This is a genomic window from uncultured Pseudoflavonifractor sp. (genome assembly GCA_904419835.1).
Taxonomy (GTDB): domain Bacteria; phylum Bacillota; class Clostridia; order Oscillospirales; family Oscillospiraceae; genus Pseudoflavonifractor.
The window spans coordinates 20,699-43,775 of sequence record CAJFTA010000012.1 but is presented as its reverse complement, the minus strand read 5'-3'; the positions used below and the strand labels follow the sequence as shown (position 1 = coordinate 43,775).

Sequence of the window (23,077 nt, the reverse complement as noted above, 5' to 3'; positions counted from 1 at the left end):
TAGGCGCCCACCTTGCCGTAGCCGGTGCCGGGGCCGCTGCGGATGTTGACGCCCGCGCTGGGCGTCACGGTATACTGCTTGTCCATGGTGTCCTCCTTGTCGCTGTCCTCCGCCGTCAGCCAGACGCACAGGTAATTGTCCACCGGGCGGGTGGAGTCGATAACCCGCCCGCCGCCGAAGTCGCACTGGGAGCTGCCGCCGCCGTCCAGCATGATGGCCGTCTCGGCCCCCAGGGCGTAGAGCTCCTCCCGCAGCGCCTCGGGGGCGGCGGCGTCCGCCGTGCCGTCGCCGGAGCAGTAGAGGATGAGGTGCTCCCCGTCCAGGGCCATGGCCGTGCGGCCTCTCCGGCCGCCCAGCTCCCCGCCGTAGCTCAGGGCGTCCCGGATGCCCACCATGGGGGTGAGCAGCTCGTAGCCGCCGATGTAGCTGGCCCGCTCATCGGCGGGCAGGGCGCACAGCCTGATATCGCCGCCGCTGTCCCAGGCGTAGCCCCAGCAGCCCCAGGCCGCCTTGGCCCGGACTACCCCGTCCGCCTTCAGGTGGTGGGTGGGGTGGTTGATGCTGTCGAAAAATCCGGCGTTGCAGATGAGGTCGGGCTGCTCCGCCGCCTTGACCTGCTCCAAGCTCCGGCCCCCGCCGGTCACCAGGGCCAGGCGTTTGATGTGTCCAAGTCGGACACGCTGGATGTACTTGCTCATGTAACCGCCTCCCACTGTCCCTCGGTGCCGGCGCTCCCCGGCTCCCACACGCAGGGCAGCATGTCCATTTTTGCAAGATAGGTTTGCCCGTTGTGGGCGTAGTACTTGCCGCTGTAGCAGTCCATGCCGTACACCCAGGGGATGGGGTCGGACAGGGTGCCGGTGTGCTCCCGCTCAATGGGCCGGTAGATTGCCAGCATGCCCTCCCCGCCGGGGGGCTGGCTCTCAATGGGCGTCACTGCCTGCACCACCCGGTAGGTCTGGCCCTTGTGGGTCAGGCACACCCCGGCGGCCACCTCCTTCCCGGCGGCGAGCAGCTCGGCCCAGGCGGGCAGCAGGTCGGGGATACTGAGGGCCACCGCGTCGGTCAGGCCGGTGGCGGCCGCCGCCATAGTGCGGGCCAGGGTCATAACCTGCTCCTGAGGGCCGGGCGGGGGTGCGGGCTGGGATGCAGCGGCCTCCCACGCCTCGATTTCCTCCGGCGTGGCGTCGCGATAGTATCCATTGTCATACACTCTCATTGCCTTACCTCCCGTAGACCTCCAGCTTTGTGCCGGCGCCGAAGACTACGCTCCACAGCTGCGCCCGCAGATTGCGGAATGCGTCTATGTCCGTAATCTCCCAGTTGTTTCCCTGTACCTGCCATGGGCCCGCGCCATTGACCATCACTCCATCGGGTTGGTAGCCCCCCTCCTTATAGCTGGCCTTGTAAATAAGGTTCCCCTCCAGCCGCCAGTGCGCCGCCCGGAAGTCCCAAACCATAGCCCCGTCATTTTTCAGGTTCATTTTGAGAAAAGCAACTCCTTCACCGTTCTCACCCCCTGTTTTGCTTGTGAGAAACAGATACGGCGCAGTGGTCCCGCTGGGGTTGCCCGCGTCGCCATAGGGGGTCAGCACCGCGATAACCTCTGTGCAGGGCTTCGACAGGTCCAGGGAGATCACGTCCACCGCCTCCTCGAGCGTGGCCGACGCCACCAGCTCCAAATCGCCCAAACCCGTGCCGCCGTCAGGAGGCGGCACCCAGCCGCCCACGCTGAGCAGATAGTCCTCCGGTACGTCATCGGTCGGCGGCACGCCCGCTCCGGCCGGGCCGGGTTCACCCTGAGGGCCGGGTTCACCCTGAGGGCCTGTGTCGCCTGTGTCGCCTTTTGGACCTTGCGGTCCCTGAGGGCCTGCATCACCCTTCTCGCCTTTCTCTCCCTGAGGGCCCTGGGGACCTGTGTCGCCCTTTTCGCCCTGCGGGCCCTGAGGACCTTCCGGGCCTGCGGGGCCGGTCTCTCCCTGCGGGCCAGGCTCACCCTGTTCGCCCTTCTCGCCCCGGGGGCCGGGTTCTCCCTGGGGGCCCTGAGGCCCCGGCTCACCCTGGGGCCCCTGGGGTCCCTGAGGGCCGGGCGGCCCCACCGACACGTCGGGCAGGGGCAGGTTGGAGGTGACGTACTTCTCCCCGTCCAGGTCCCACACCAGCCAGTATCCCCCGTCGCCGGGGTAGGGCGGATGTTCGTTTAGTTCCCTGATGCGGGCCTCAGCCTGGCTGAATTCAGACGGGATTTCCGGCCAGTTGGCGTCCCCGGACAGGCTGGAGGGGATAAAAATCCGCACCTGGTTGGTGTGCCGCACCAGCTCGCCCTGATTTCCCCTGAGCTGGATGGTGTAGTACCCGCTCAGGGCCAGCATCTCCGCCGTCAGGTCCACCCCAAGGCCGCCCTCCATGGGCCTCAGGGCGATGAGGTCCAGGTGCTCCCTGTCCGCCTGCACCAGCAGCGTCCAGTCCCAGCCCTCCGGCAGGTCCCCCGTAATCTCCAGCCGCCGGGTCAGGTTGTCGTACTGCCGGGCGATGACCGGCCCTGTGTCCGCCCACAGCCGCCAGTCCTCATAGTGTATCACGCGCATCTCTCCTCTCCGCTTTGGGCCGCCCCTCCCCCGGGCGGTCTCTCACATACCGCCGTTCCGGGCTTAGAATGTGTACCTCTCCGCACACCCAGCCTGTCAGACGGCCCTCAGCCCTCCGCCATGGCCGCGATTTTGTCCAGCAGGGCGTCCATCTCCTCGCCGGAGTACTTGCTGGTGTAGTACTCTGTGGGGGCCTGGGCCTGCTCCAGGGCTTCAATGCGCGCCTCCAGCTCCTCCAGTGTCGCCATTTTTCTCACCTCACACAATGATTCTCCGGCCCAGCCGGTCCAAGACCAGTCTTCCGGTTTTATCTCTCACAGGGCCGGACGGAATGGGCCGCAGGATGCCGTAATACAGGATGACGCATCCGGGTGCGCCCTTGCCGCCCTTGCCCCCCTTGCCGGCAGAGGAGGTGGTGCCCATGGCTCTCGCGGTGGCGTAGGCATAAAATGTCCTGCCCGAGCCTGTGCCGCCCAGGGTGGACCAGACAATGCCCTTTACCGTGGTGTCACAGGTTACGGAGCCCCGGCCCGGCACACCGTTTCCTCCGCCTCCTCCGGCACCGTTGCCGCCGGAGCCGTAGTGTTCCGCATCTGCTCCGTCCGCGCCGTTGCCGCCCGCGCCGCCGTTGATGGCCGGGCTCTGGGCTGTACCGCCGCCGGTCGATGCATTGGCCGTCACGGAAATCTCTCCGTTGAGCGCCGCCGCGCCGCCGGGGGTTCCGTCCCTGTCTCCTGAGCCGCCGCCCGCTCCGCCGCCGCCGGCGGAGCCAATCTGGATGTTTGCCGTCACGGTGTAGCTGGCGCTCCAGCCGCTCACCGCGTCATTGTCGGACGCGTTCCGGGTGGTGCTCCCGCCCTCTGCGGGTGCGCCGCCCTCCGCACCGCCCACAGCCTCACCGGCCGCTCCAGCCTCGCCGCCGGCGCCGCCGGCGGTACCGGACACACCGGCGGAGGCGTATGTCTCACCGGTAGTGGGGTCAGTATAGCCCTGCTCGGACGGGCTGCCGGATGCGGAGGTAATGCCGCCGAACGTGGTCTCCGTATGGTCCTCGCCCCTGGCCCGGGCCGCGCCGCAGCGGTACGGTATCTGCTCCCCCGGGGATACCTTTACGATGTCCCTGAGCACCCGCCCCGGACTGCCGCCCTTGCCGCCGGCGCCGCCCTCACCCTTGCTGCCGCTGCCGTAGGACGACACAGACGCGGTTGCCGTGGTCTGGCCGGAGTTTGTACCGGATGACGGGCGCTGTACAAAGACCGAGTTGGAGCCCTGGTTGTTCTGCGCGCTGTACTGCCCGCCCAGCTGGCCGTCCGCTCCGTCCTCGCCGTCCTCGCCGCCGTCAATGACCACCGCCGTCACCTCGGTGACGCCCTCGGGGACGGTCCAGGTCCCCTCCCCGGTCAGCACCACCCGCTGGGAGAGGGTCTCCGTGCCTTCAAAGCTGGGCGGCTTGTAGCCCACCAGGACGTGCTCGGTGGCCACCGGGCGGCTGCCCAGGGCCACGGCGGTGTCCTTGATGCAGCCGGTGGCCGCGCCGCCAAAGGGGTGCTCAAAGGCCACCACGTCCCCGGGGGCCTCGCCCTGGTGGATGATATCGTGGGTCAGGGTGTCCAGGCAGGCGTAGTACCGGGCCAGCCGCTGGGCCACCGCAGAGGAATTGACCAGGGACACCAGTGTGGCCTCCTTGACCTCCACCACATTGGGCACGTCGTCGGGCAGCACCTGGGCCCGCACGTCCCGGGTGGTGTGGACGTACTTCTTGCCCGTCAGCTTGCCGGTGCCCGCCGAGAGCCGGGCGTAGTTGGCCCCGCTCTCCAGGACGGAGAAGCCCTCGGCGGAGAGGGTGTGGACCGGCTCTGAGAACTGGATGATATCCCCCTCAAGGGCCGTGCCGTCGAAGAGGTCCACGGTCTCGCTGCCCGGGATGTACTGGTGCTCCAGCACGGACACCTCGGTCACCCGGGCGGAGTACCCGACGCTGTCGCCCAGGAGCACCCGATCCTCCGGGATGGCGGCGGTGACGCCGTCCCACAGGGACTCGATGCGCAGCGTGCCGTTCTGGTCCACCTTGGCGCTGGCCCCCACGGCAAAGAGCACCTGGGTCAGGTTGGCCCGGCGGGTGGCGATGGGCAGCCAGCCGTACAGCTTGACGCCGGCGAACCGGGTCTGAATGAGGTAGGGGATATTGCAGATGTGGGCCACCACCTCCGCCACGGTCTGGCCGGTATAGATGCCGCCGTAGTGGGTGGACTGCTCCAGCAGGGCCACCGCGTCGTTTGCCGTCAGCTCGTAGCTGTATGGCCCGGTGCGCTGGATGCGCTCGATGTAGTAGGTGCCCCGGAGGGCGTCCCGGTGGTAGTAGAGCAGCTTGTCGTTGCGGCGGAAGGCGAGCAGAGCCGCCCCCACCGCCTGGTCCCGGATAATGAGCTGCACCTGGAGGGTGCCGATCTCCAGGGCGTCGGACAGGAGGGCCAGGGCGGTGTAGGCCTCGCCGTCCTCAATCTCGTCGTCGGTGAGGGTGATATCCCCGTATACCAGCTTGTTGATTGTGCTCATGCGGGCCTCCTCTGGGGCTTCCGGGCGGAGAAGTTGACCGTCAGGCCGGTCCAGCGGGTGACGCCGCCGATTTTGTCCCGCTGGGTGTCCTCGCCGGAGGACACCATGGCGTCGTAGGTCATGGTGCCCTGACCGTAGGGCACGGTGACGGTGTGGGACTCCACCGGCGCGGAGATGGCCTCAAAGAAGGCGTCGTACTCCTCCGGGGCCGCCGGGTCGGGCTCCACCTCCATGGCGTAGTCGTAGTAGGTGCCGATGATGGAGCGGAAATAGGCGCCCGACTTGACCATGCCGGACCGGTCGTCCTCCTCGATGCGGAAAGACCGGCGCAGGGTCCTGATTTTGACCCGCACCCTGTACTGTTTCCCGTCCATGGTGACCATCACCGTCTCCCCCCTGTCAGCTTCACACCCAGGCGGGTGCGCTCCCCCTCAATGCAGGAGTAGAGCACCCGGCCCACCTTGGTGCCGTCCAGATACACGTCGCCCCGGCCCGTCCCGCCGGAATTGCCCCGCTCCGCCAGGGCCTCCCCGGCGGCCTGCTTGATGGTGGAGTAGGGCGCCACCACCTCCGGCTCCTGTCTGTTGTCCCCCAGCACCGCCAGGAACGGGTTGTTGGGCGGCACCACGCCGCCGGTGGCAAAGCCGGGAATGGAGCCGCCGGCGGAGGACATGCTCCGCTTAAGATTTTGGGTGGCCTGCTCTGCCTGCTGGGTGGCGGAGTTGATGGCCAGCAGCACGGCGGTGATGCCCGCCACGATGCCCACAGCGGCGGCGCCCAGGGTCAGGGCGGACTGGAACGCGCCCACGGCCACGGCGGCCGTCAGGGCGGCAGCGCCCACCAGACCCAGCACCACAACCACCTTTTGCAGGCCGCTCAGGTCGTCCCAGGCGTCCATCACCTTGGCGGACAGCCCCACCAGCGTGCCCACGGCCAGTGCCACGATGATTCCCTGGGCTCCCAGCTTGGAGAACAGGTTGATGAGGGTTGGCAGCGCGCCGGACACATTGGCCACCAGCCCCGCTAGCGGGCCAATGACGGCCATAAGGGCGGTCAGGCCAACCAGTGCGCTGCGGGAACCCTCGTCCAGGGAGCTGAACCAGTCCAGGAACCCGGCGGCGAAGTTGGTGAGCTGGGTGATCAGCGGCACCAGCAGCTCCGCCAGCCGGGCCAGTTCCAGCTCCACGTCCATAGCCGCGTTCCGGTTTTCCACCAACGCCTGATTGCTCTCCCTCCAGCCTTCATACGCCCCCTTCAGCGGGCCGCCCACCAGGGCGTTGAGGGCGTAGTCCTGCTTCTGCACCTCCGTGGTGCACATGGCCAGCCCCTCCGAGAAGTTCTCCGCACCGATGCCCAGCCGGTCCAGCAGCTCGCCGAACTGGCCGGTGGCCTCGCCGGTGGCCAGGGTCTCCTGGAGACTGTCGGCCAGGGACTCAATCTTCAGGGTGTCGGGGAAGGTGATGGCCGCGTTGGCCAGGCCCTCCACCGCCTGCTGGAGGTTGGACTCGGTAAAGCCCGCCTGGAGCAGGTTGGAGATGGCCTCGATGCTGCTGTCGGTCTCGCCGGACACCGCGTTGAGGTCCAGAAAGGCCTGCTGCACGGCCCCCATGCCCACCCCGGCCTGCCGGGCGTTGTTCTCCAGCATGGACAGGTCGCCCCGCAGCTCCTCGGTGGCGGGGACGGTGGCCAGGGCCGCCCCGGCCAGAGCCCCCACGGCAGCGGTCACCGGAGCGAAGGCCCCGGCCACCTTGCCCGCCTTGTCGGACACGTCTCCGGCCTTCCGGCCCAGCTCGTCCAGGCCCCTGGAGCAGTCTTTGAAGGCCTTCTCCGCGTCCTTGGCCTCCCGCTCGCTCTCGGCCAGCTCCCGCTGGAGGGCGTCGTACTGGCTCTGGTCCAGCCTGGCCCCGGCGAACTCCTTGTCCAGGTCCTTCACCGCCTGCTGGAGGGCCTGGTGGGCCTTCCGGGTGTCCTCCAGCTTGTCCTTGAATTTGTCGTACTGCTCCGTGGAGATTTCGCCGCTCTCCAGCTTGGCCTGCATGGACGCCTCGTTGGCCTCCAGGCCCTGCATGGAGGCCGCCACGCTGTCCAGCTGAGCCTTCAGCGGCTCATACTTGGCCTGGTAGTCCTTCCCACGCTGGAGGGCCTCATCAGCGCTCCGGGCGGCTTCCCGCAGTGTTTTCAGTTTGTCCGCCGTGCCGCTGGCCGCCTGGGCAAGCAGCTTCTGCTTCTGGGCCAGCAGCTCGGTGTTGCCCGGGTCCAGCTTGAGCAGCCGCTCCACATCCTTGAGGGACTGCTGGGTGGCGGACAGCTGCTTGTTGGTGCCCGCCAGGGCCTTGTCCAGCTTGGTGGTATCGCCGCCGATTTCAACGGTGATGCCCTTGATTCTGTTGCGTGCCATTGGTCCGCCCCCTTAAAATGCGTCAAAGTCTTCCTGAGTGGGAAGCATGTCATACTCCGCGCCGTCGTTGCCCGCCTCAATCAGCATGTCGGTGACCATGCCGACGGTGAGCAGCTCCAGGTCCCGGATGGGGATACCCAGCTGGGCCGCCCGCAAAAGGAACAGCGCCGTGGTCAGCTCCCGGTCTACGGGATTCGTTTTTTTTTGCTCTCGGCGATGGAGTGATTGTTGGCCCGCCACAGCTCCAGCAGCTCGGGGAACACCTCGTAGATGGAGAAGGTGTCGAAGCCGTCCAGCCAGTCCTCCACGGTGTGGGCCTCCATGTCCGGGTCGGCGTGGCGGGCCATCAGGTACGCCACGTTCTCGAATACCTCCAGCAGCTTCACGGGGATGGGCTCCTCCCCCGCCTGGGCCTTCTCCACGGCCTGCTGGATGTCCCGCATGTCCTGCATGATGTCCCGGCCGAACTTGATGCGGTAGAGGCGGGGGATGGCCGCCGTGGCCCGGAAGGGCACGGAGCGGCCGTCAATGGTGATAATCTTCTCCATCAGCCGCCCACCTCCGCACTGGGCTGCCACACGGTCTTGTACCAGTTGTTGTACTTCTCATCCGGGGTGTCCGGTGTGGTGCGGGCCTTGATTCTGCCGTCAGCGAGTGGGGACGCGGTGAGGGTCAGGCTCTCGGTGGAGGGTTCCTTGGTGTTGTTGGTGGTGCTGCCGGAGACGCCGGGCCGGGTGGCCGAGCAGTTGTACAGCACATGCCGCACCGCCTTCTGGTCGCCGGCAAACTCAAAGAGCAGGGCGTGGGGCTTGGGCTCCGCGCTCACATTCTCCACCAGCACCTTGTCGGTCTCGTCCTCCGTCTCCCCCAGCACGTCCTTGCGGTAGCTGTCCGGGATGACGGCCACCTCCAGCGTGCCGCTGTAGCCGTCGTTGGCGGAGGTGACATAGTAGGCCATGTCGTCGGCGTAGAATGTGCTCTGGTCGCCCTGGGCGTCCATGGAGAGGTTCACCGCGCCGGGAATGGGGACCGGCGTGGCAAAGGTGATTTCCCCCTCCTCCCCCACGGTCAGGAGGGAGTAATGCACGTTCTTCAGGCCGAACTTTACCTTGTTGGCTTTGCCTGTTGCCATTGTTACACCTCAATTTCGTATAAAATCTGATAGACTTTCTCGTCCTGGAGGTACTCCTCGCCCTTTTCCCAGCACAGGCCCTCCAGGGCGGCCTCTACCTTGGCCTCAGCGGCCGGGTCCTTGGCGGAGGTGTACAGCTCCACCTGGTAGTGGCCGGCGGAGTAGTACATCACGTCATCGGCGAAAAACTGGGCATCGTACACATAGACATAGCAGAGATACGGCGGGTCCTGCCTGGTGCGGAAGGCCCGGTAGGCCACCGGCAGTCCAGTGTCTGCCAGACGGCGGGCCAGCTCTTCCTGGGTCATTCCTCCAGCGCCTCCTTCAGGTCCAGCAGCAGCTGCCGCTCCATCTTCTCCTCTGCCGGGCGGATGTGGGGGATACCCTCCACCCGTCCGCCGCCCACTTTGGCGTGGCCGAACTCCAGCAGGTGGGTGAGCTGGCCCTTCGTCTTGTTGCCCACCCGGACCCGGATACCCTTGGGGCCATCGTACACGGTTTCACAGCGCCAGCCTTTCCGGTAGGCTCCTCGCTGCTTTCGCGCCGGGCTGCGGCGCTGGATGTCTTCTTTGCAGGATTTTCCCGCCGCTTTGACAGTGCGCTTTACGGTATCCCTGACTTCCTGGCCATAGTCCTCCAGTACAGCCCCCAAGGCCTCCGCCATTCCATCCACGCTGACCTTACCCATGGGCCACCCCCGCCTTCTCCTCCAGGTACAGCTCGGTCTCCTCGCTGTCCCTGCGGCGGTAGGTACGGTAGATTACGTACCGCCTGCCGCGGAGCTCGGCCTCCTGCTGTCCGGTGTAATTGATGGACGGCGTGACAAACATGACAGAGGGCTTCATACCCTCCCGGCCTCCCTCGTACCACTCCGCCCGGGTGACCGAGCGCTCCTCGCCGAAAATCTCCGTCCGGGTCTCGCCGGCGGGCACCTGCTCCATCAGGCTGTTGTTCTTATAGGTCAGGCCGATGAGCACCAGGGTATCATTCATAGCCGCCGCCTCCCCGGTACTCCTCGCACATGGAGAGGACGGCCTTCAGACTCTCGTAAGCCCTGTGGTACTCCTCCCCTTTGCCCCGATAGTCAAACTGCCAGCGGGCGTACAGCTTCACGGCCATGCCGGTCAGGGCGTCCACGTCGCCCCGCTCCACTCCCGCCGTCTTCAGGTCCAGCACCGCCGCGTCGATGGTGTCCTGTATCTCGTCGTCCAGCGCTGTGCCGGAGATGCGCAGCGCGGTGCGGATGTCCTGCACATGGGTCATGTCAAATCCCTCCTATTCCCCCAGGCGGCCCCGGCATGGGGCCGCCTGAGGCGGGTGTCAGCTTGCGGCCCGGGTGAACAGGCACAGGGCCTTCTTGTCGGCGGGCTTGCCGTCGGCCAGGGCCATGACCCGGTAGACGGTGGAGCCGGAGCGGAAGGCCACCGACTTGTCGCTCTCCACGGTGGGCGCCATGGCGAAGTTGAACTTATAGCCCTCGAAGAGGTCGCCGAAGACAATGTTGTCCTTGGGGATGCTGTCCTCCAGGATGACGGGATAGCCCAGGATGTTGAACTTGGCGGGGCTCTGGACGTCGGCCACCACTACGGGCTTGCCGTTGGAGTCGGTCATGCCCAGCAGGTCGGAATAGAACACCGCCCGGGGCATGGCGAACTTGGCGTTGGCCATGTACTGGGTGGGCAGAGTGGCCAGGAGGGTCATCAGGTCCTTGTAGGTCATACCCGCCATGGTGTACTCACCGGTCTGGGTAATCTCGCCGCTCTTGGTCAGGCCGGTGGCCTGGTTGCCGCCGGTGCCGGCGGCGATGGCGGCGGCCACGGCCACGGACATCTTGTTGCCCAGGCGGGCCACCAGCCAGTCTTCAAAGGCATCAATGCCCATGGCCATCACGTCGGCGGTAATCTCCACCGTCTTGATGAGCTTGTAGGCCCCCAGGGTGACGGCGTCCAGGGCATCGGCGCTGTCGGTGGCAGCAGTGCCCATGTCCACCCAGCTGACGCCGTTGACGGTCTTCTCTACAGGATAGGTCACATTTCCGGGGATGTAGGTCACATCCACCGCCTGGATGATGGGGGTCAGCTCCATGCGGGCGATGATCTTGTTCATGGTGGTGGTGGGAATGGCCGCCGTGGCGGTGACCGCCGCCCGCTCCTCGGCGGACAGATCCCGGCCCTGGAGATTCCGCAGCCAGGCGGAGCGGTACTCCGGCGTGTCCACGCCATAGGTGCGCTGCTCGGGCGTGCCGTCCTCAAAGGTGTGGGCCACCCGGCCGGTGCGGCCGGCGCCGATTTCGCTGAGCAGCTGACGGCGCCGCTCGGCGCTGCGGGTCAGGGTGTCACGTTCCTCTTTGAGGGCCCGGGCCTCCCGCTCCAGGGCGTCCACGTCGCAGTCGTCCCGCTCCAGCTCCTGGGCGATGGCGGACAGGCGGCTCTCAATCTCGCCCATGCGGGCGCCGGGAGCGGCAAAGAACTGGATGCCGATGCCGCTGAGCTTGCTCTTGTGGTTTTTCATTATCTGATTACCTCCAAATAAAGTTTGAGTCTCTGCCTTTTCCGCTCGGCAGCCTGGGCTGCAAGTCGCTCCGCTTTTTCTGCCTCGATCACTCCGTCGAAGTAAGAACGGGCGGAAATATCGGTTGACGGGTTGGCGGGTTTGCTGACTGCCGACACGTCAAAAACCTTCTTCATGCGTTTGATTGTGCGCGTGTGTGTCACCCGGTCATAGCTGTCCTCACGGACCTTGAAGGCCCAGGACATCTTGGTCACCAGGCCGTTCTGGATTTCCTCATACATGTTCCTGGCCGCCGCGCTCTTGGAAAGGTCTGCCGCCACAAACAGCCCATGGTCGTCCGGCTCCACAATCAGGGTGCCGTTAGACCTCCGCGCCAGGACGTTGCCCTCATGGTCATAGAGGAAAATAATATCTGACATGTCGGCGCCCTCCAGGGCTCCCCGGTCGATGATCTCCTTGTACTGGACCCCATCGTATTCGTAGAGCACGTAGGGTTCGTTAAACGTCGTGGCGTAGCCCTCAACATAAAAATCACTCTTGAGCCTCTTGTCCCCCTGCGTTGGGGCCAGCAGGCTCATTGCCCGGTACTCCCGGTCCTTGCACACCGGCATCGCCGCTCACCTCCGTCTTTCCCTGGGGCTCCTTCCCCAGCGCGTTCACCTCGGCGTAGTCCCGCCGGATGTAATATTTCTTGGATTCTTCCGTGTTCAGCGCCGGCAGCTGGAACACCTCCCGGCCCTCGTCCATGTTCATCATGCCCCGGTCAAAGAGCTGGGTTACGGTCTCCAGCTTGTCGTCCATGGTCATGTGCTGGAGGCGGTTGACCGAGAAGGCAATCTCCTTGCCCCGGGCCACCTCAGCCGGCGTAAAGGTCATGTTGGTGTGGACCAGCCCCAACTCAATGGCAAAGGGCTCAATCTTGCCCTCGTAGTAGGCCGACCACTGGTCGGACGTGTACTTGTTCTGCAAAATGGCGTCCGACATGCCGTAGTAGTCGAACACCGACTCCCGGATCTGGGCCGCCTGCTTGTCATCCACGATGTAGGGCTTGCTGTCGATCTGCTTGATGTCGGCGTACTTGCTGTCAAAGATCATCACGCCGCCGGAGTTGCCAGCCGTCAGGTTGTCCTGGACCAGGCGGTCCCGCTCCTCCTTCATGGTCTCCGGCTTGAGCACGTTGGCCAGCCGGGCCAGAAAGCGCACCGAGGCCGAGGCCTTGACGCCGTTGAGGATGCTCTGGTTCTGGGCGTTGAGCAGCTCCATGGTGGGCCGCAGGGCGCCGTTGCCCTCGCCGAAAAAGTCGCTCCGGTACTGGAACTGGGTCAGGATGCCGGTGTTCTCCAGCTCCAGCACCCCCACCTGGCCGGTGGGGAACCGGAAGCGGACGTACTGCCCGCCGCCCCGCTCCACAATCTCCGCCTGGGACGGGAGAATGGGATAGAAGCCCTCGGTCCTGAGCATCAGCTCGTCGCTGTACACCGGCACGATAAAGGCGGTGTTTTCCGTCATGTAGATGGTGCCCAGCCGGTACAGGTACTTCTTGGTGTCCATCCAGGGGTTTGGCTGGAATTGCAGGACCCGCTCCAGCCGGCCGCTGCCCGGGCCGGTGACGATGGGCTTGAGCTTGCTGACGTGGGTGGCAAAGGTGTGGATGCAGGCCCTGGTCAGGGCCATCTCGTAGACCCCGCCCTCAAAGGAGGTGTAGACCGGCGTGTACCCGCCCAGGGTCTTGAAGTAGATATAGACCGCCGCCTCGGCGGTTTTTTGTGGAAACAGCTTTTCAAAGAGTCCCATGGGCTTACCTCAGTTCAGATTGATATACAGGTCCTTCTTGTCCTGGAGCACCGTGTAGGCGCACAGCAGGGCGGCCGTGCCGTCCACCCGGCGGCGGGGGTCCAGGGTCTTGACCAGCTGGATGTTGCCGTTGACGTCGCTCTTGGCCTCACTGTTGACCAGGCACCACTTGTCCACCGGGTTGTTGTTGTAGATGACCCGGTGGTCCCGGAAGTCGGCCGCCAGGTCCTTCATGGGCTGGGACAGGGTGGCCACGCCCTGGCGCACCGGTATCATGGAGTCGGGGCCGAACTCGGCCTGGAAGGCCCGCAGCAGGCTGTCGTCGATGTGCCACGGGTCGTAGCCGATGTAGAGCATGTACAGCCCCTCCTTGTCCCGCAGCTCCCGGAACCAGTCCAGGAAAATCTGCTTGTCGCACTTCCGGCCCGGACAGGTGCGCATGTACCCCTGCTCCACCCAGAGGGAGTAGGGCACGTTGTCCCGCTCGCGGCGGCTGCCCGTCCGCCGGGCCTCCTCCAGCACCGCCTCCGGTATCCAGTACATGGACCGCACATACACGTTTGGGTCGTCCGGCCGCATGAAGATGGCCTTGGCGGCGTTGAGGTCGGTGGTGTCAGCTGCGTCAAAGCCGCCGATGCCGTAGTCGAAGGGGATCTGGAACGTGGCCTCGTTGTTGAGCTCCTCCCACCGCAGCCAGGCGCTCTCCGAGGTCTGGGGCATATTGAAGTCCTTCACCAGCACGGTGGGCTTGAAGCTGGGGTCGTCCTTGGCCTTCTGCACCATCTCGGCCAGGTAGGCCCGGCTCTTGATGGTACCCAGACCGGGGTTTGCTTTCTCCCAGCACGCCGGGTCGTCCCACTCCGCCCGGTCGTCCAGCTCGTAGATGAAGGGCAGGAACCGGGGCGCGGAGATTTTCCCGTCCAGCACGTCGCAGGCGTATTTGTACTGGGCGTCAAAGATGCCCTCCCGCACAAAGCCGTTGGTGGTGATGACAAAGAGCAGGGGCTGGCTCCGGGCGCCCATGGCCTGCTTGACCAGGTCGTACAGGTCACGGTTCTTGATGGCCGAGAGCTCGTCGATGGTAGCGGCGTGGGCGTCCAGGCCGTCCAGGCTGGAGGTGTTGGAGGCCATGGGCTTGATGAACCCCATGTTCATGGGGCAGTAGATGTCCGACACCCGCTTGCGCAGGTGCTTGGCCAGCATGGGCGACATCTGCCGCATCCGCACCGCCGCCTCATAGCCCAGGCGGGCCTGGTCCAGCTTGGTGGCCACGTTGTAGATCTGGGGCGCGCCCTCGCCGTCGTTGACCAGCAGGTCCAGCTCAATGGCGGCGGTCTCGGTGGTCTTGCCGTTCTTGCGGCCTTCGATGACCAGCACCTCGTTGTAGCGGCGCAGGTTGTTGTCGTCCACAAAGCCGAACACCGCCTCCAGCCGCGCCCGCTGGAACAGCTCCAGCCGGAGGGGCGCCCCCATGCGGCCGGAGGGCACCTTGCAGAAGCGCTGGATAAAGCCGATGTGCCGGGCCGCGATGTCCGGGTCGAAGTGAAACTCCCCGGGGCTGGCCAGGTCCTCCAGCAGCCGCTCCGCCACCTGCTTCATCCGGCGGCAGGCCGGGATAGTCCCGTCCAGCAGCCCGGTGCAGTAGCGCTCCAGGTCGGTCACCTGGCACCACCGCCCCCGGTTTTCAGGAACTCCATCAGCTCGTCGTCCGCAGGAGGCGCCTGGGGCAGCATGTCCCCCAGCTGCCGGATGACGGCGGCGTAGTTTTTAATCATGGCGTTGTAGACATCCACCTCCACGGACTTCTTCTCCCCCCACTGATTTTCGCCGTTTTGATACTCGGATTTCACGCCGTTTTTCCGAATCTGGGCCTGGAGGGCGGTCAATTGCTCCTCCATGAACACCGCGTTCAGAATCAGCTGGAGGCAGATTTTCTGCTGCTCCGGGCTGGCCGCTTTATATGTGTCCGCGAACCGGCCCAGCTCTTTTTTGCTGGGTCCTTTTGCCATTTCCACACCCCCATCCTGTGTGTGACCCGCTCTTTTTTACCTCCCGCTCATCGGTCTCCCTGGTACCCTCTCCCGGGCCTTACTGGGGGGAGGGCGGCGGCGCGCTGGCCCGGGTCAGAGCCTGCGCCGGTCCACCGGCTGGCCGCTTGCGTCGAAGGCGCAGGCCATGGGCTTGCCTCTGCCCAGGCCGTGGCCCTCGTAGCGGTCGTGGCAGTCCTTGCACACGTAGGCCAGCAGGCTATGATTCAGGGTCACCGCAGGGTTGCCGATGTTCTCCGGCGTCAGCTGGACCAGGTGGTGGACGATGTACCCCTGCTGGTCACGGCACTCCTCGCACAGCCCGCCGTCAATCCGCAGGCGCTGGGCGATGTATGCCGCCCGGCAGGCCCGCCAGGCCTTGGACCGGTAGAACTGCTTTGCAAATGCTTTCATGCGGTGCCCCCTTGTGTCCGAGTCGGACACCGGCCTCTTGGTCCCGGGCTATCACCTCCGGGCAAAACAAAAAGCCAGCGCCCGACCGCATCCCGTGTTGGGATCATGTCGGGCACTGGCTAAGAAAGCACTGGCCACTCTCGATATCCACGACGAACGTCGCCTTGCAGTGCCGGCACCAGAGCTGGAGCTTCGTCGCTTTTGTCTCCGGCCGGATGACCTGGCTTGTCCGCAGTTTACAGGACGGGCAAATCACATATCCGTCCTTTACGATAAGTTTACCACAATTCAGTTTTTCAGGCAACGCTTTTCCCTCCCGTGTGTCTATTGTTCCACTAGGATTCAAGATAGATCGCGCGCGTGCGCGTGCGCGCGCGAGAGGCAGCCGCTCAGGTCCCCTTTGGGACGATGTAGCTGGCGTAGTTGTAGGCGCCGAAATCGTTCTCCCGCTGGCTCCTCCGGGCCCAGAGAACCCGGGACGGGATGTCAATGGCGCCGCTCTCGTCCTTCCACCGCTCCGGCGGCGGGAGCCGGCCCGACAGGCTGCGGGAACAGCTCCACGGCCGCCGGCCAATGGGGATGATAATGCCGTCCGTCCGCTCCTTGGTGAGGTACTCGGCCAGGCGGCGGTATCCGCCCTCAGCCATCAGCACCGGCTCGTCGTCCACCTCCCCCGCCTTCCACAGACAGCGCACCGCCGCCGGCGGGAATTCGCCCTCCCGGAGCACCATGTGGATGTGGTAGCGGTGGTCCCCGTGGAGGCCCTCGATGCAGGTCACCCAGTCGAAGGGCCGGCCATCGTTGAACCGCCGGGCCCGGGCCATAAAGGCCCGCTTGGTGGCCATGGCCTCCCGGAAGGTGCGGGGCAGGTGGACCGAGTCGTAGGTCAGGGTGTAGTGGACGCCCTCATAGCCGAAGAGGGCCAGCCGGAGCTCCAGGCGGTCCGCCTGGCTCCGGCAGACCGCCGAGTGGGGCGCGCGGAGGATCTCATTCTTGTCCCTCCGCGTGCCCCGGTCGTCGTCCCTGGACAGCCTGGGCCGGATGGCCCGGCACTCCTTGGTCAGGGGCCCGGCCCGCTGCCGGACGCAGTACCACGGTCTATCCTCCATGGCCGCCTCCCACTCCCAGCGTCCGGGCGGCGGCCTCAACCGGGTTTCCGGCCTTCGCCAGCGCAAGAGCTCCGCACTCAGAGCAGCGCACAAGATACAGCCGCCCCTCGCAGTAGTAGGTCTCCAGCATCCCGCCGCAGGCCCGGCAGTTGTCGAGCACCCTGTATCCCGCCCCCTTCGGCTCGTCATAGAGCTTATGGCACAGCCTGTCCAGGTAGGTCGCGCCCTTTTCGGCTGTTCCAGCCACTATTCATCCCTCCCCGGCTCATCCCAGAAGGCCACGAACGTCCTGCCGTAGTTGGCGGCTATGTCGTAGGTGCCGTTCCCCACGAATTCATCACCGTAAAACATCTCCCACTCTCCCCATTCCGGGTTAACAAGCTGCCCGTCCTCGTCCACGCACAGGACAAAGACCAGCACGGGCCGCTCCGCTGCCGCCGCCCGCAGCTCCTCCAGCGGGATGGGTTTATTTATGTCAACCGCCGGGGCCAGGAGGTCGGAGGCCCGCCTGAGCACCGCGCAGCCGTGGACGCTGCAACCCCTCTCATAGCCGCAGCCCAGACAGCTCAGGTCTCCGGTGGTGACCGCCATCTGCCTGAGCCGGCGGGCCAGCTCTTTCCGTTCGTCCATTACTCCACCCTCTCAAACCGCTCTGTGTAGTGCCGTTTCCACTCTGCCACGGGCCGGCGGAGGGAGATCATCTTCTCCCGGGTCAGCTTGCCCACCATCCGGCCCACGTCCCCGCAGCCGTCCATGGCAGCCAGGCGCTCCAGATTGCCCATGGTCTGGGCCGTCACCAGGCAGCGCAGCCGCCGTAGATTCTTATTGCCCATTTTGCTCTCCTTTCAGCGCGGCCTCAGCGGTTTCACGGGTGAGGAATACAGTTTTGCCAAACTCTCTGTCTACGGTATTCCTCGTGAAATCGTCTACCGTGTACTCTGCGATCGTATCAAACGGCTTCCCGTCCGGTTTTTTCGGACAAAGTCCATTCACATATGCAAATATCGAATAAACTCTTTCTCCATCTTTTACCATGTGGATTTCGCACCGCCCATCCCGGTCAGCCTTCGCCAGCTCCCTCAGACGCTCAGGTGTTATCCCCATCATCTGTGCTGTCATGGTCAAAAATGATTCTTCGTTGAATGCCTTTTTAAAGTCCTCTGGGTCCAGGCCAGTGTCTTCATAGGCCGCAAGCTTTTTCAGCGCCTTCTGCCACCCCTCTTCGCAGAACCCGCAGTTTTCCAGGTTCTCTCCTGCCTTTTCCAGGCCGCAGCCCATACACCGCACCAGCTCATCATTGCCAATTCCGTCAATCATGGTCAGCCGTTCCACGCTCACTCCTCCTCCCCATACTTCTCGTTGTACTCCTCCGGCGTAAGCAGACGGCAATCTTCCGGCCTGCAAAAACCGTCAAGACAAGCCATCCTCAAAATCCCCGCGATGTTGATCTCCTTCATCAGGTTACGATAGGCCTCTCCCGTAATTTCTTCTGCATTATCGTCTCCGAGCGTCAAGCACACGCCGCCAGGGCACGGCTGACCGTTTTCATCCTCCGCAAGACCAGGGATCTCAAGACATATTCTCAGTTTTTTCACTGTTTTCTCCCCCCTACCCCGGCACAAACGCCGGGCATGTAATGACTTGGTAGCTCTCAACTGTTTTCCGCTCCCCACCCGGATGTGAGGACTGGATGCGGATGTCACGTCGTTCAGCCACCCAGCCCTCCACGGGCTTGCCCTCCCGGCTCCAGGGACAGCCCCGCTCCCCGTCCGCGTCGGGCACCGCGTTGGCGCAGGCCCAGCATATTGTCATCATCGGCATATCCTCCTGCTATCATTTTCGTGGCGTCAAGAAAATGATCCGGCCCTCTGCCGGGCGCCGCCCAGAGGGCGGGCCCGGGAAAAGGAGGCCCGGGCGGGGAAGACGCCGCCCCGCCCGGCAGAGGGCCGGACCACGGCCTCAATCCTCAATCCGCTGCCGGTGCCAGCTCTGGGCCTCCGGGATGGGCGGGCAGGGCATCCAGCACACCACCGTGGTGTTGATGGTCATCACCACATTGGAGAATTCCCAGTGGTCCCCGGACCAGTACAGCAGCTTTCCGCTGCCGTCCAGCGGGCCGCAGAGGCACCAGTAGTAGCCGTCCTCCACCGGGTCCCCGTAGTGCCACGGGCCGTCGCCGCCCGTGTCCCCATCGGGCCGGGTGTCAGTCAGGCCCAGCACATAGTCCAGGGATACGCCCGCCTCCGCCAGACCGGCCACCACGTCGGCGTCCAGGTTGGAGGCAAAGTCATCCGCCAGGACGCAGCAGGGGTCCACCACGCCGTTGAGGGCGCGCTCCACCATCTCAACCCGGCTCTCCCCCAGCATCTCGCCCAGGGCCTCCGCCGGAAGGTTCACCCGCTCCGCCTCCTCGCCCAGCCGGAGCCACGTCGCCCGCTCCCGCTCCTGCCGGCGCTTTTCCTCCGCACAGCGCTCCCGGCTCCGCTCTTCGTCCTTCCGTCTCGCCTCGGCCAGCTTTCGCTCCTGCTCGGCCCTCTCCTCCGCCACCTGGTTCTCCAGAGAGGGGCAGACATGCCCGCAGGTCATGCGTGAGTCGCACTGAGCGCAGCAGGATGTACATCTGTGCCAATAGGCGGAAGTGGATTCCGCCAGCCGCTCCCGCATGCCGTCCCGGTTGGCGCATGGGGCTCCGTCCCGGCACACAACGGCGTCAATCTTGTCCAGGCCCTCCAGCCAGCCCTGGATGGAAGACTCGGTGGGCTCGTACATGGCGTTGATACCCCGGCTGTACACCACAGCCAGCCATTCCTGCCGCTCCACGCTCTGGCGGGCCATTAGGTAGGCCGGAGCCTCGGCCAGCTTTCCAGCCTCAAACAGCGCCGTCCAGTGGGGCGTCAGCCTCTCCCGGATGACCTTGAGCCGGGCCAGCTTGGAGGCCGACACCTGACAGGCCGCCGCCACCTGGTCCCGCATCCGTCCGGGGAAGTCATATCCCTGCTCCTTGAGCTGGTAGAGCAGCTCGGTCACCTTGGCGGCCTGGCGGGACAACTCCGCCGGGCTGAGCTGACGGGTGGAGGCGTTGGCCATGATGAGCCGCAGCTCACGCAGCTCCGGGGACGCCTGGTCCCGCTCCACGATGCAGGGGACGCCCATCCACCGGTCGCCGTCCTCCTCCGCGCTGTGCAGGAGCTTGAGGGCTGACCATCGCCGATGGCCGGAGACAATCACATACCGGCCATGCTCCGCCGGACGGACCCGGATGGGCTGCTGGAGGCCGCACAGCTCAATGTTGGCCGCCAGTTCTTCCAGGCCGGTCAGGCTGTAAAAATTGTCCGGGTCGGGGTCCAGCCTGTCCAGGCCGATGTACTCAATGGTCTCCCTCGATGTGTCCGGCTTGGACACATCTCCCACCGCTGCCGCAAAGGCGGCCGCCATATCGAACTTAGCCACGGTCCGGCCCCTCCCCTCTCAGCAGCTCGGCCACAAATGTGCGGTAATCCTGGGCAGCGGCGGAGCGGGGTGACCAGCTCACCACCGGCTCGCTGGTCCAGGTGCTCTCGTCCACCTTGGGGCTGCGGCGGATGCGGCTCTCAAAGACCCGCACCGGGCTGTTGGCTCTCAGCAGGGCCTCCCCCTGCTCCACGATGTCTGAGCGGTACCACATGGTGGGCAGCACCCCCGCCACCCGCACGTCCGGGTACACCGCCCGCAGCCGCTCAATCTGGGCGGTCAGCTCGCTCATGCCCCGGACGGAGTAGGCGTCCAGCTTGATGGGGATGATCACCCCGGTGCTGGCGGCGATGGCCGCCGCGCAGGCCGGGGACAGGGCGGGCGGACAGTCGATGATGATGGCGTCGTAGGCCTCGTCCTCCTCCACCGCGTCCCGCAGGTCCCGGAGGGCGCCCAGGTTGAGCCGTTCCCCCCGGAGCAGGTCCACATCCAGGCTGCGCAGCTCGTCGTCCGCCGGCAGCACGTCCAGGCCCCGGATGGAGCTGTGATACAGCAGGTCGTCATAATATGCGTCCGGGATGGTCAGCAGCCCCGCCAGGGTGTTGTACTCCCCCGGCGGCAGCAGGGACGCCGTGGCGTTGCCCTGGGCGTCCGCATCGATGAGCAGCACCCGCCTGCCGTACTCGGTGGCCAGGATGGCCGCCAGGTTGACGGCGGTGACCGTCTTGCCCACACCGCCCTTAAAGTTTACAATCGCGTATGTATTCACGTCTTCTCGTCTCCTTTTCTGAGGCTGTCCAGCGCCCAGGCAAGGGCCCCGGCCACCTCCTCATGCTCGTCCCGGCGGTCCGGGTCGGCCAGGGCCATGGCCATGTGCCGCAGGTACTCCGCCTCAATCAGCTCCAGCCGCCGGTTGTCGTCCATTCAGCTCAGCGCCGTCCTTTCTGTCTGTCGCCAAAGATGTCCAGCTGCTCCGGGTCCTCCTTGGTCCGCCGCCGGGCCATGCCCGAGATGCGGCTGGCCGTCATGTCAAAGGCCATCTGACAGCCGCCCACCCTGCCGTGGCGGTTCTTGGCCAGGCTCACCTCCAGCAGGGACGGGGCGTCCGGGTCCGCCTGTGGGTTGTAGTAGTCGTCCCGGTAGAGGAAAATCACGCCGTCCGCGTCCTGCTCCAGCGCGCCGGTGTCCCGCAGGTCGGAGAGCTGGGGCCGCTTGTCCTGCCGCTGCTCCACCTCCCGGTTGAGCTGGCAGAGCACCAGCACCGGCAGGCGCATGGTGCGGGCCAGGTTCTTCAGCGCGCCGGAAATCTCGGTGGTGTACTCATACCGGCCCGCCCGCCGGGCCTCGGGCGGGGGCATGATTTTGCCGAAGTAGTCCACCACGATGAGCCGCAGCCCCGGGATGCTCCGGGCCAGCACCCCGATGTCATCCACCGTCACGGTGGGGGCCTTGTTGGCGTACATGGGCAGGGCCGCCAGCCTGCTGGCCGCCTGGGCCACGGACACCTGCTCCCCGTCGCTGAGCAGCTGCATGAGCAGCCGCTCCGTGGGGATGCCGGTCTCCCGGGAGATGCGCTTGGCGGCCAGCTGCTCGTCGTCCATCTCCAGGGAGACGAAGAGCACCGGGTCGGTCCGGGCCACCCGGTCGGCGATGTTGAGGGCCAGGGTGGTCTTGCCCATGCCCGGCCGGGCGGCCAGCAGGTAGAGGCCGCTGGCCAGCAGTCCGCCGCCCAGCAGGCTGTCCAGGGCCATGTACTGGGTGCAGACATAGCCCCGGGCATTGCCGCTCTCCACGGCCTCCCGCTGCCGGTAGAAGGCGGTGAAGATGTCCGTGGGCGTGGACAGCCGCCCGGCGCTGCCTCTGGCCGTCAGGCTGTCCAGGACCTGTCCCGCCCTGGTGAGCACCGCTCCCGGGTCCTCTCTGGCCTGCACCCCGGCCCGGATGTCCTCCGCCAGGCCCAGCATGCCGTCCCGCAGCCGCTCCTCCCGCACCAGGCGCACATACTCCCCCACGTTGGCCGCTGTGGGCGTCAGCTCCATCAGCTGCATGGCGTAGTCCCGGGAGACGGGGCGGCCCAGCTTGGCCGCCTGGTCCAGCATGGTCACCGGGTCGGCCCCGATGCCGGCCCGCTCCAGGGCCAGCGCCGCCTCGTAGAGGGCCCGGTCCGGCTCCAGCCGGAAGTCCGCCGGGGAGAGGACCCGCTCCACCTCGGGCAGGCACTTGTCGTCCACCAGAATGGCCCCGATGACGCTCTGTTCCGCCAGCAGGCCGTCCTGCCGCAGGTCAATCTCCCGGTCCATCGGGCACCAGCACCTCCTCCCCGTCTATGGTCTCGTAGTGCCAGCCGCTCAGGCTCGGGGCGGTGGGTACAGAGGTCCGGGCATCATCGGCCGGAGGTACTGTGACCACATCCTCCCACCGGCGGCCGTTGAGCCAGGTGGTGGCGTGGGGGATAAACTGTCCGTTTGCCTCCTTCCACTGGGGGCTCTTCTTCTGGGCCTCCAGGCTCCGCAGCATCTCCCCCAGAAGCTCATGCGTCACATTCAGGCGCTTAAACACCTCGTAGGCGCGGCGCTTGTCCACTTTTTTGGGGTACGCATCCCAGAACCGGTGGAAGCAATCGTCATCCTCCCTCACAGCCAGAGGAATCACTGCGTCAATGCCATCCGGGACGATATCGGCCGCACCGCCCCGGAGCAGTATCAGCCGCGCGTCGCAGGGGTACTCCAGCAGCTTATGTATGCTTTTTCTCCGGGGGCTTTTTCTGCCTATCTCAATCGCCGTGATAAACCCGTCCCGGCTGGCGACTATCCCGATCCGTCCGGTATACTTTGGGTCGCTGTCCCGGGACGGAACCGGAGCATTGTTCTGGCAGAGATACCCGTTCTCCTCCAGCGCGGCTGTGACGGCCATGGTGGCCGCCCGGTCATCGTCGGCAACCACAACGCCGGACAGCAGTTCCCGCACAGCATCCAAATGCGCATATATATCTTTTGTTAGAATACTTTGGGTATCCTTTGGTAATGGTGTGCCCATTTGGGCACGTGAACGTGCCCGTTCGGGCTCGTGCATTTGCCCATTTGGGCACATGCATGTGC

The 23,077-nt window shown here is 65.5% G+C and carries 33 protein-coding genes; all 33 read right to left on the bottom strand.

Annotated elements, in window-relative coordinates; all coding sequences use genetic code 11:
* On the bottom strand, window positions 1–698 hold a 698-nt coding region (locus QZY67_RS03850; protein WP_295368647.1), incomplete at its 3' end, for a phosphodiester glycosidase family protein.
* The gene (locus QZY67_RS03845; RefSeq protein ID WP_295368646.1) at window positions 695–1,219 is read right to left on the bottom strand and encodes a hypothetical protein; all 525 of its coding nucleotides are present in this window, start codon (window positions 1,217–1,219) and stop codon (window positions 695–697) included. The genes QZY67_RS03850 and QZY67_RS03845, both read right to left, overlap by 4 nt.
* Window positions 1,220–1,223: 4 nt before the next feature.
* Entirely contained in the window at window positions 1,224–2,582 is a 1,359-nt protein-coding gene (locus tag QZY67_RS03840) for a hypothetical protein (RefSeq protein ID WP_295368645.1), read from the bottom strand.
* A gap of 113 nt (window positions 2,583–2,695) precedes the next feature.
* Window positions 2,696–2,836: a hypothetical protein gene (locus tag QZY67_RS03835; protein WP_295368644.1), complete on the bottom strand. Its 141-nt coding sequence runs from the start codon at window positions 2,834–2,836 to the stop codon at window positions 2,696–2,698.
* A 10-nt stretch (window positions 2,837–2,846) separates the two neighbouring features.
* Window positions 2,847–5,144 (bottom strand): hypothetical protein, encoded by a 2,298-nt coding sequence (locus tag QZY67_RS03830; protein ID WP_295368643.1) that lies wholly within the window; start codon window positions 5,142–5,144, stop codon window positions 2,847–2,849.
* On the bottom strand, window positions 5,141–5,530 hold the full coding sequence (locus QZY67_RS03825) for a hypothetical protein (protein WP_295368642.1): 390 nt from the start codon (window positions 5,528–5,530) through the stop codon (window positions 5,141–5,143). The genes QZY67_RS03830 and QZY67_RS03825 overlap by 4 nt, the downstream gene beginning before the upstream one ends.
* On the bottom strand, window positions 5,527–7,542 hold the full coding sequence (locus tag QZY67_RS03820) for a hypothetical protein (protein ID WP_295368641.1): 2,016 nt from the start codon (window positions 7,540–7,542) through the stop codon (window positions 5,527–5,529). Before QZY67_RS03820 ends, QZY67_RS03825 begins: the two co-directional genes overlap by 4 nt.
* A 12-nt stretch (window positions 7,543–7,554) precedes the next feature.
* Entirely contained in the window at window positions 7,555–7,698 is a 144-nt protein-coding gene (locus tag QZY67_RS03815; RefSeq protein ID WP_295368650.1) for a hypothetical protein, read from the bottom strand.
* Window positions 7,699–7,727: 29 nt separating this feature from the next.
* A complete protein-coding gene (locus tag QZY67_RS03810; RefSeq protein ID WP_295368640.1) occupies window positions 7,728–8,090 on the bottom strand; it encodes a hypothetical protein in 363 nt (120 codons plus the stop codon).
* Complete coding sequence (locus tag QZY67_RS03805; RefSeq protein ID WP_295368639.1) at window positions 8,090–8,674, bottom strand: major tail protein; 585 nt, start codon at window positions 8,672–8,674, stop codon at window positions 8,090–8,092. Before QZY67_RS03805 ends, QZY67_RS03810 begins: the two co-directional genes overlap by 1 nt.
* A 2-nt stretch (window positions 8,675–8,676) precedes the next feature.
* Entirely contained in the window at window positions 8,677–8,982 is a 306-nt protein-coding gene (locus QZY67_RS03800; RefSeq protein ID WP_295368638.1) for a hypothetical protein, read from the bottom strand.
* Window positions 8,979–9,362, bottom strand: a complete 384-nt coding sequence (locus tag QZY67_RS03795; protein WP_295368637.1) for an HK97 gp10 family phage protein — start codon at window positions 9,360–9,362, stop codon at window positions 8,979–8,981. The genes QZY67_RS03800 and QZY67_RS03795 overlap by 4 nt, the downstream gene beginning before the upstream one ends.
* Window positions 9,355–9,666 (bottom strand): hypothetical protein, encoded by a 312-nt coding sequence (locus tag QZY67_RS03790; RefSeq protein WP_295368636.1) that lies wholly within the window; start codon window positions 9,664–9,666, stop codon window positions 9,355–9,357. The genes QZY67_RS03795 and QZY67_RS03790 overlap by 8 nt, the downstream gene beginning before the upstream one ends.
* A complete protein-coding gene (locus QZY67_RS03785; protein ID WP_295368635.1) occupies window positions 9,659–9,937 on the bottom strand; it encodes a head-tail connector protein in 279 nt (92 codons plus the stop codon). Before QZY67_RS03785 ends, QZY67_RS03790 begins: the two co-directional genes overlap by 8 nt.
* Before the next feature lie 57 nt (window positions 9,938–9,994).
* Window positions 9,995–11,185 carry a phage major capsid protein gene (locus QZY67_RS03780; RefSeq protein WP_295368634.1) on the bottom strand — a complete coding sequence of 397 codons (1,191 nt, stop codon included), beginning with the start codon at window positions 11,183–11,185 and terminating at the stop codon, window positions 9,995–9,997.
* Entirely contained in the window at window positions 11,185–11,763 is a 579-nt protein-coding gene (locus QZY67_RS03775; protein ID WP_295368633.1) for an HK97 family phage prohead protease, read from the bottom strand. Before QZY67_RS03775 ends, QZY67_RS03780 begins: the two co-directional genes overlap by 1 nt.
* Complete coding sequence (locus tag QZY67_RS03770) at window positions 11,717–12,979, bottom strand: phage portal protein (RefSeq protein ID WP_295368632.1); 1,263 nt, start codon at window positions 12,977–12,979, stop codon at window positions 11,717–11,719. Before QZY67_RS03770 ends, QZY67_RS03775 begins: the two co-directional genes overlap by 47 nt.
* Before the next feature lie 9 nt (window positions 12,980–12,988).
* A complete protein-coding gene (locus tag QZY67_RS03765; RefSeq protein WP_295368631.1) occupies window positions 12,989–14,641 on the bottom strand; it encodes a terminase large subunit in 1,653 nt (550 codons plus the stop codon).
* On the bottom strand, window positions 14,638–14,988 hold the full coding sequence (locus QZY67_RS03760; RefSeq protein WP_294548424.1) for a hypothetical protein: 351 nt from the start codon (window positions 14,986–14,988) through the stop codon (window positions 14,638–14,640). Before QZY67_RS03760 ends, QZY67_RS03765 begins: the two co-directional genes overlap by 4 nt.
* 114 nt (window positions 14,989–15,102) lie before the next feature.
* The gene (locus tag QZY67_RS03755) at window positions 15,103–15,420 is read right to left on the bottom strand and encodes a hypothetical protein (RefSeq protein ID WP_294548427.1); all 318 of its coding nucleotides are present in this window, start codon (window positions 15,418–15,420) and stop codon (window positions 15,103–15,105) included.
* 103 nt (window positions 15,421–15,523) lie between these two features.
* Window positions 15,524–15,676 (bottom strand): cysteine-rich KTR domain-containing protein, encoded by a 153-nt coding sequence (locus QZY67_RS03750; protein ID WP_295368649.1) that lies wholly within the window; start codon window positions 15,674–15,676, stop codon window positions 15,524–15,526.
* 133 nt (window positions 15,677–15,809) lie between these two features.
* Window positions 15,810–16,529 (bottom strand): hypothetical protein, encoded by a 720-nt coding sequence (locus QZY67_RS03745; protein WP_295368630.1) that lies wholly within the window; start codon window positions 16,527–16,529, stop codon window positions 15,810–15,812.
* Complete coding sequence (locus tag QZY67_RS03740) at window positions 16,519–16,776, bottom strand: hypothetical protein (protein ID WP_295368629.1); 258 nt, start codon at window positions 16,774–16,776, stop codon at window positions 16,519–16,521. Before QZY67_RS03740 ends, QZY67_RS03745 begins: the two co-directional genes overlap by 11 nt.
* Window positions 16,776–17,159 carry a hypothetical protein gene (locus QZY67_RS03735; RefSeq protein WP_295368628.1) on the bottom strand — a complete coding sequence of 128 codons (384 nt, stop codon included), beginning with the start codon at window positions 17,157–17,159 and terminating at the stop codon, window positions 16,776–16,778. The genes QZY67_RS03740 and QZY67_RS03735 overlap by 1 nt, the downstream gene beginning before the upstream one ends.
* On the bottom strand, window positions 17,159–17,362 hold the full coding sequence (locus tag QZY67_RS03730) for a hypothetical protein (protein WP_295368627.1): 204 nt from the start codon (window positions 17,360–17,362) through the stop codon (window positions 17,159–17,161). Before QZY67_RS03730 ends, QZY67_RS03735 begins: the two co-directional genes overlap by 1 nt.
* Complete coding sequence (locus QZY67_RS03725) at window positions 17,352–17,861, bottom strand: hypothetical protein (RefSeq protein WP_295368626.1); 510 nt, start codon at window positions 17,859–17,861, stop codon at window positions 17,352–17,354. Before QZY67_RS03725 ends, QZY67_RS03730 begins: the two co-directional genes overlap by 11 nt.
* A gap of 2 nt (window positions 17,862–17,863) precedes the next feature.
* The gene (locus tag QZY67_RS03720; protein ID WP_295368625.1) at window positions 17,864–18,124 is read right to left on the bottom strand and encodes a hypothetical protein; all 261 of its coding nucleotides are present in this window, start codon (window positions 18,122–18,124) and stop codon (window positions 17,864–17,866) included.
* 13 nt (window positions 18,125–18,137) lie between these two features.
* Complete coding sequence (locus QZY67_RS03715; RefSeq protein WP_295368624.1) at window positions 18,138–18,344, bottom strand: hypothetical protein; 207 nt, start codon at window positions 18,342–18,344, stop codon at window positions 18,138–18,140.
* A gap of 144 nt (window positions 18,345–18,488) precedes the next feature.
* Complete coding sequence (locus tag QZY67_RS03710) at window positions 18,489–19,979, bottom strand: ParB N-terminal domain-containing protein (protein WP_295368623.1); 1,491 nt, start codon at window positions 19,977–19,979, stop codon at window positions 18,489–18,491.
* Entirely contained in the window at window positions 19,972–20,748 is a 777-nt protein-coding gene (locus QZY67_RS03705) for a ParA family protein (protein ID WP_295368622.1), read from the bottom strand. The genes QZY67_RS03710 and QZY67_RS03705 overlap by 8 nt, the downstream gene beginning before the upstream one ends.
* Entirely contained in the window at window positions 20,745–20,903 is a 159-nt protein-coding gene (locus QZY67_RS03700) for a hypothetical protein (protein ID WP_295368621.1), read from the bottom strand. Before QZY67_RS03700 ends, QZY67_RS03705 begins: the two co-directional genes overlap by 4 nt.
* Window positions 20,904–20,908: 5 nt before the next feature.
* On the bottom strand, window positions 20,909–22,279 hold the full coding sequence (locus QZY67_RS03695; RefSeq protein ID WP_295368620.1) for a DnaB-like helicase C-terminal domain-containing protein: 1,371 nt from the start codon (window positions 22,277–22,279) through the stop codon (window positions 20,909–20,911).
* A complete protein-coding gene (locus QZY67_RS03690) occupies window positions 22,263–22,946 on the bottom strand; it encodes a hypothetical protein (RefSeq protein WP_295368619.1) in 684 nt (227 codons plus the stop codon). Before QZY67_RS03690 ends, QZY67_RS03695 begins: the two co-directional genes overlap by 17 nt.
* Between the last annotated feature and the right edge of the window lie 131 nt (window positions 22,947–23,077).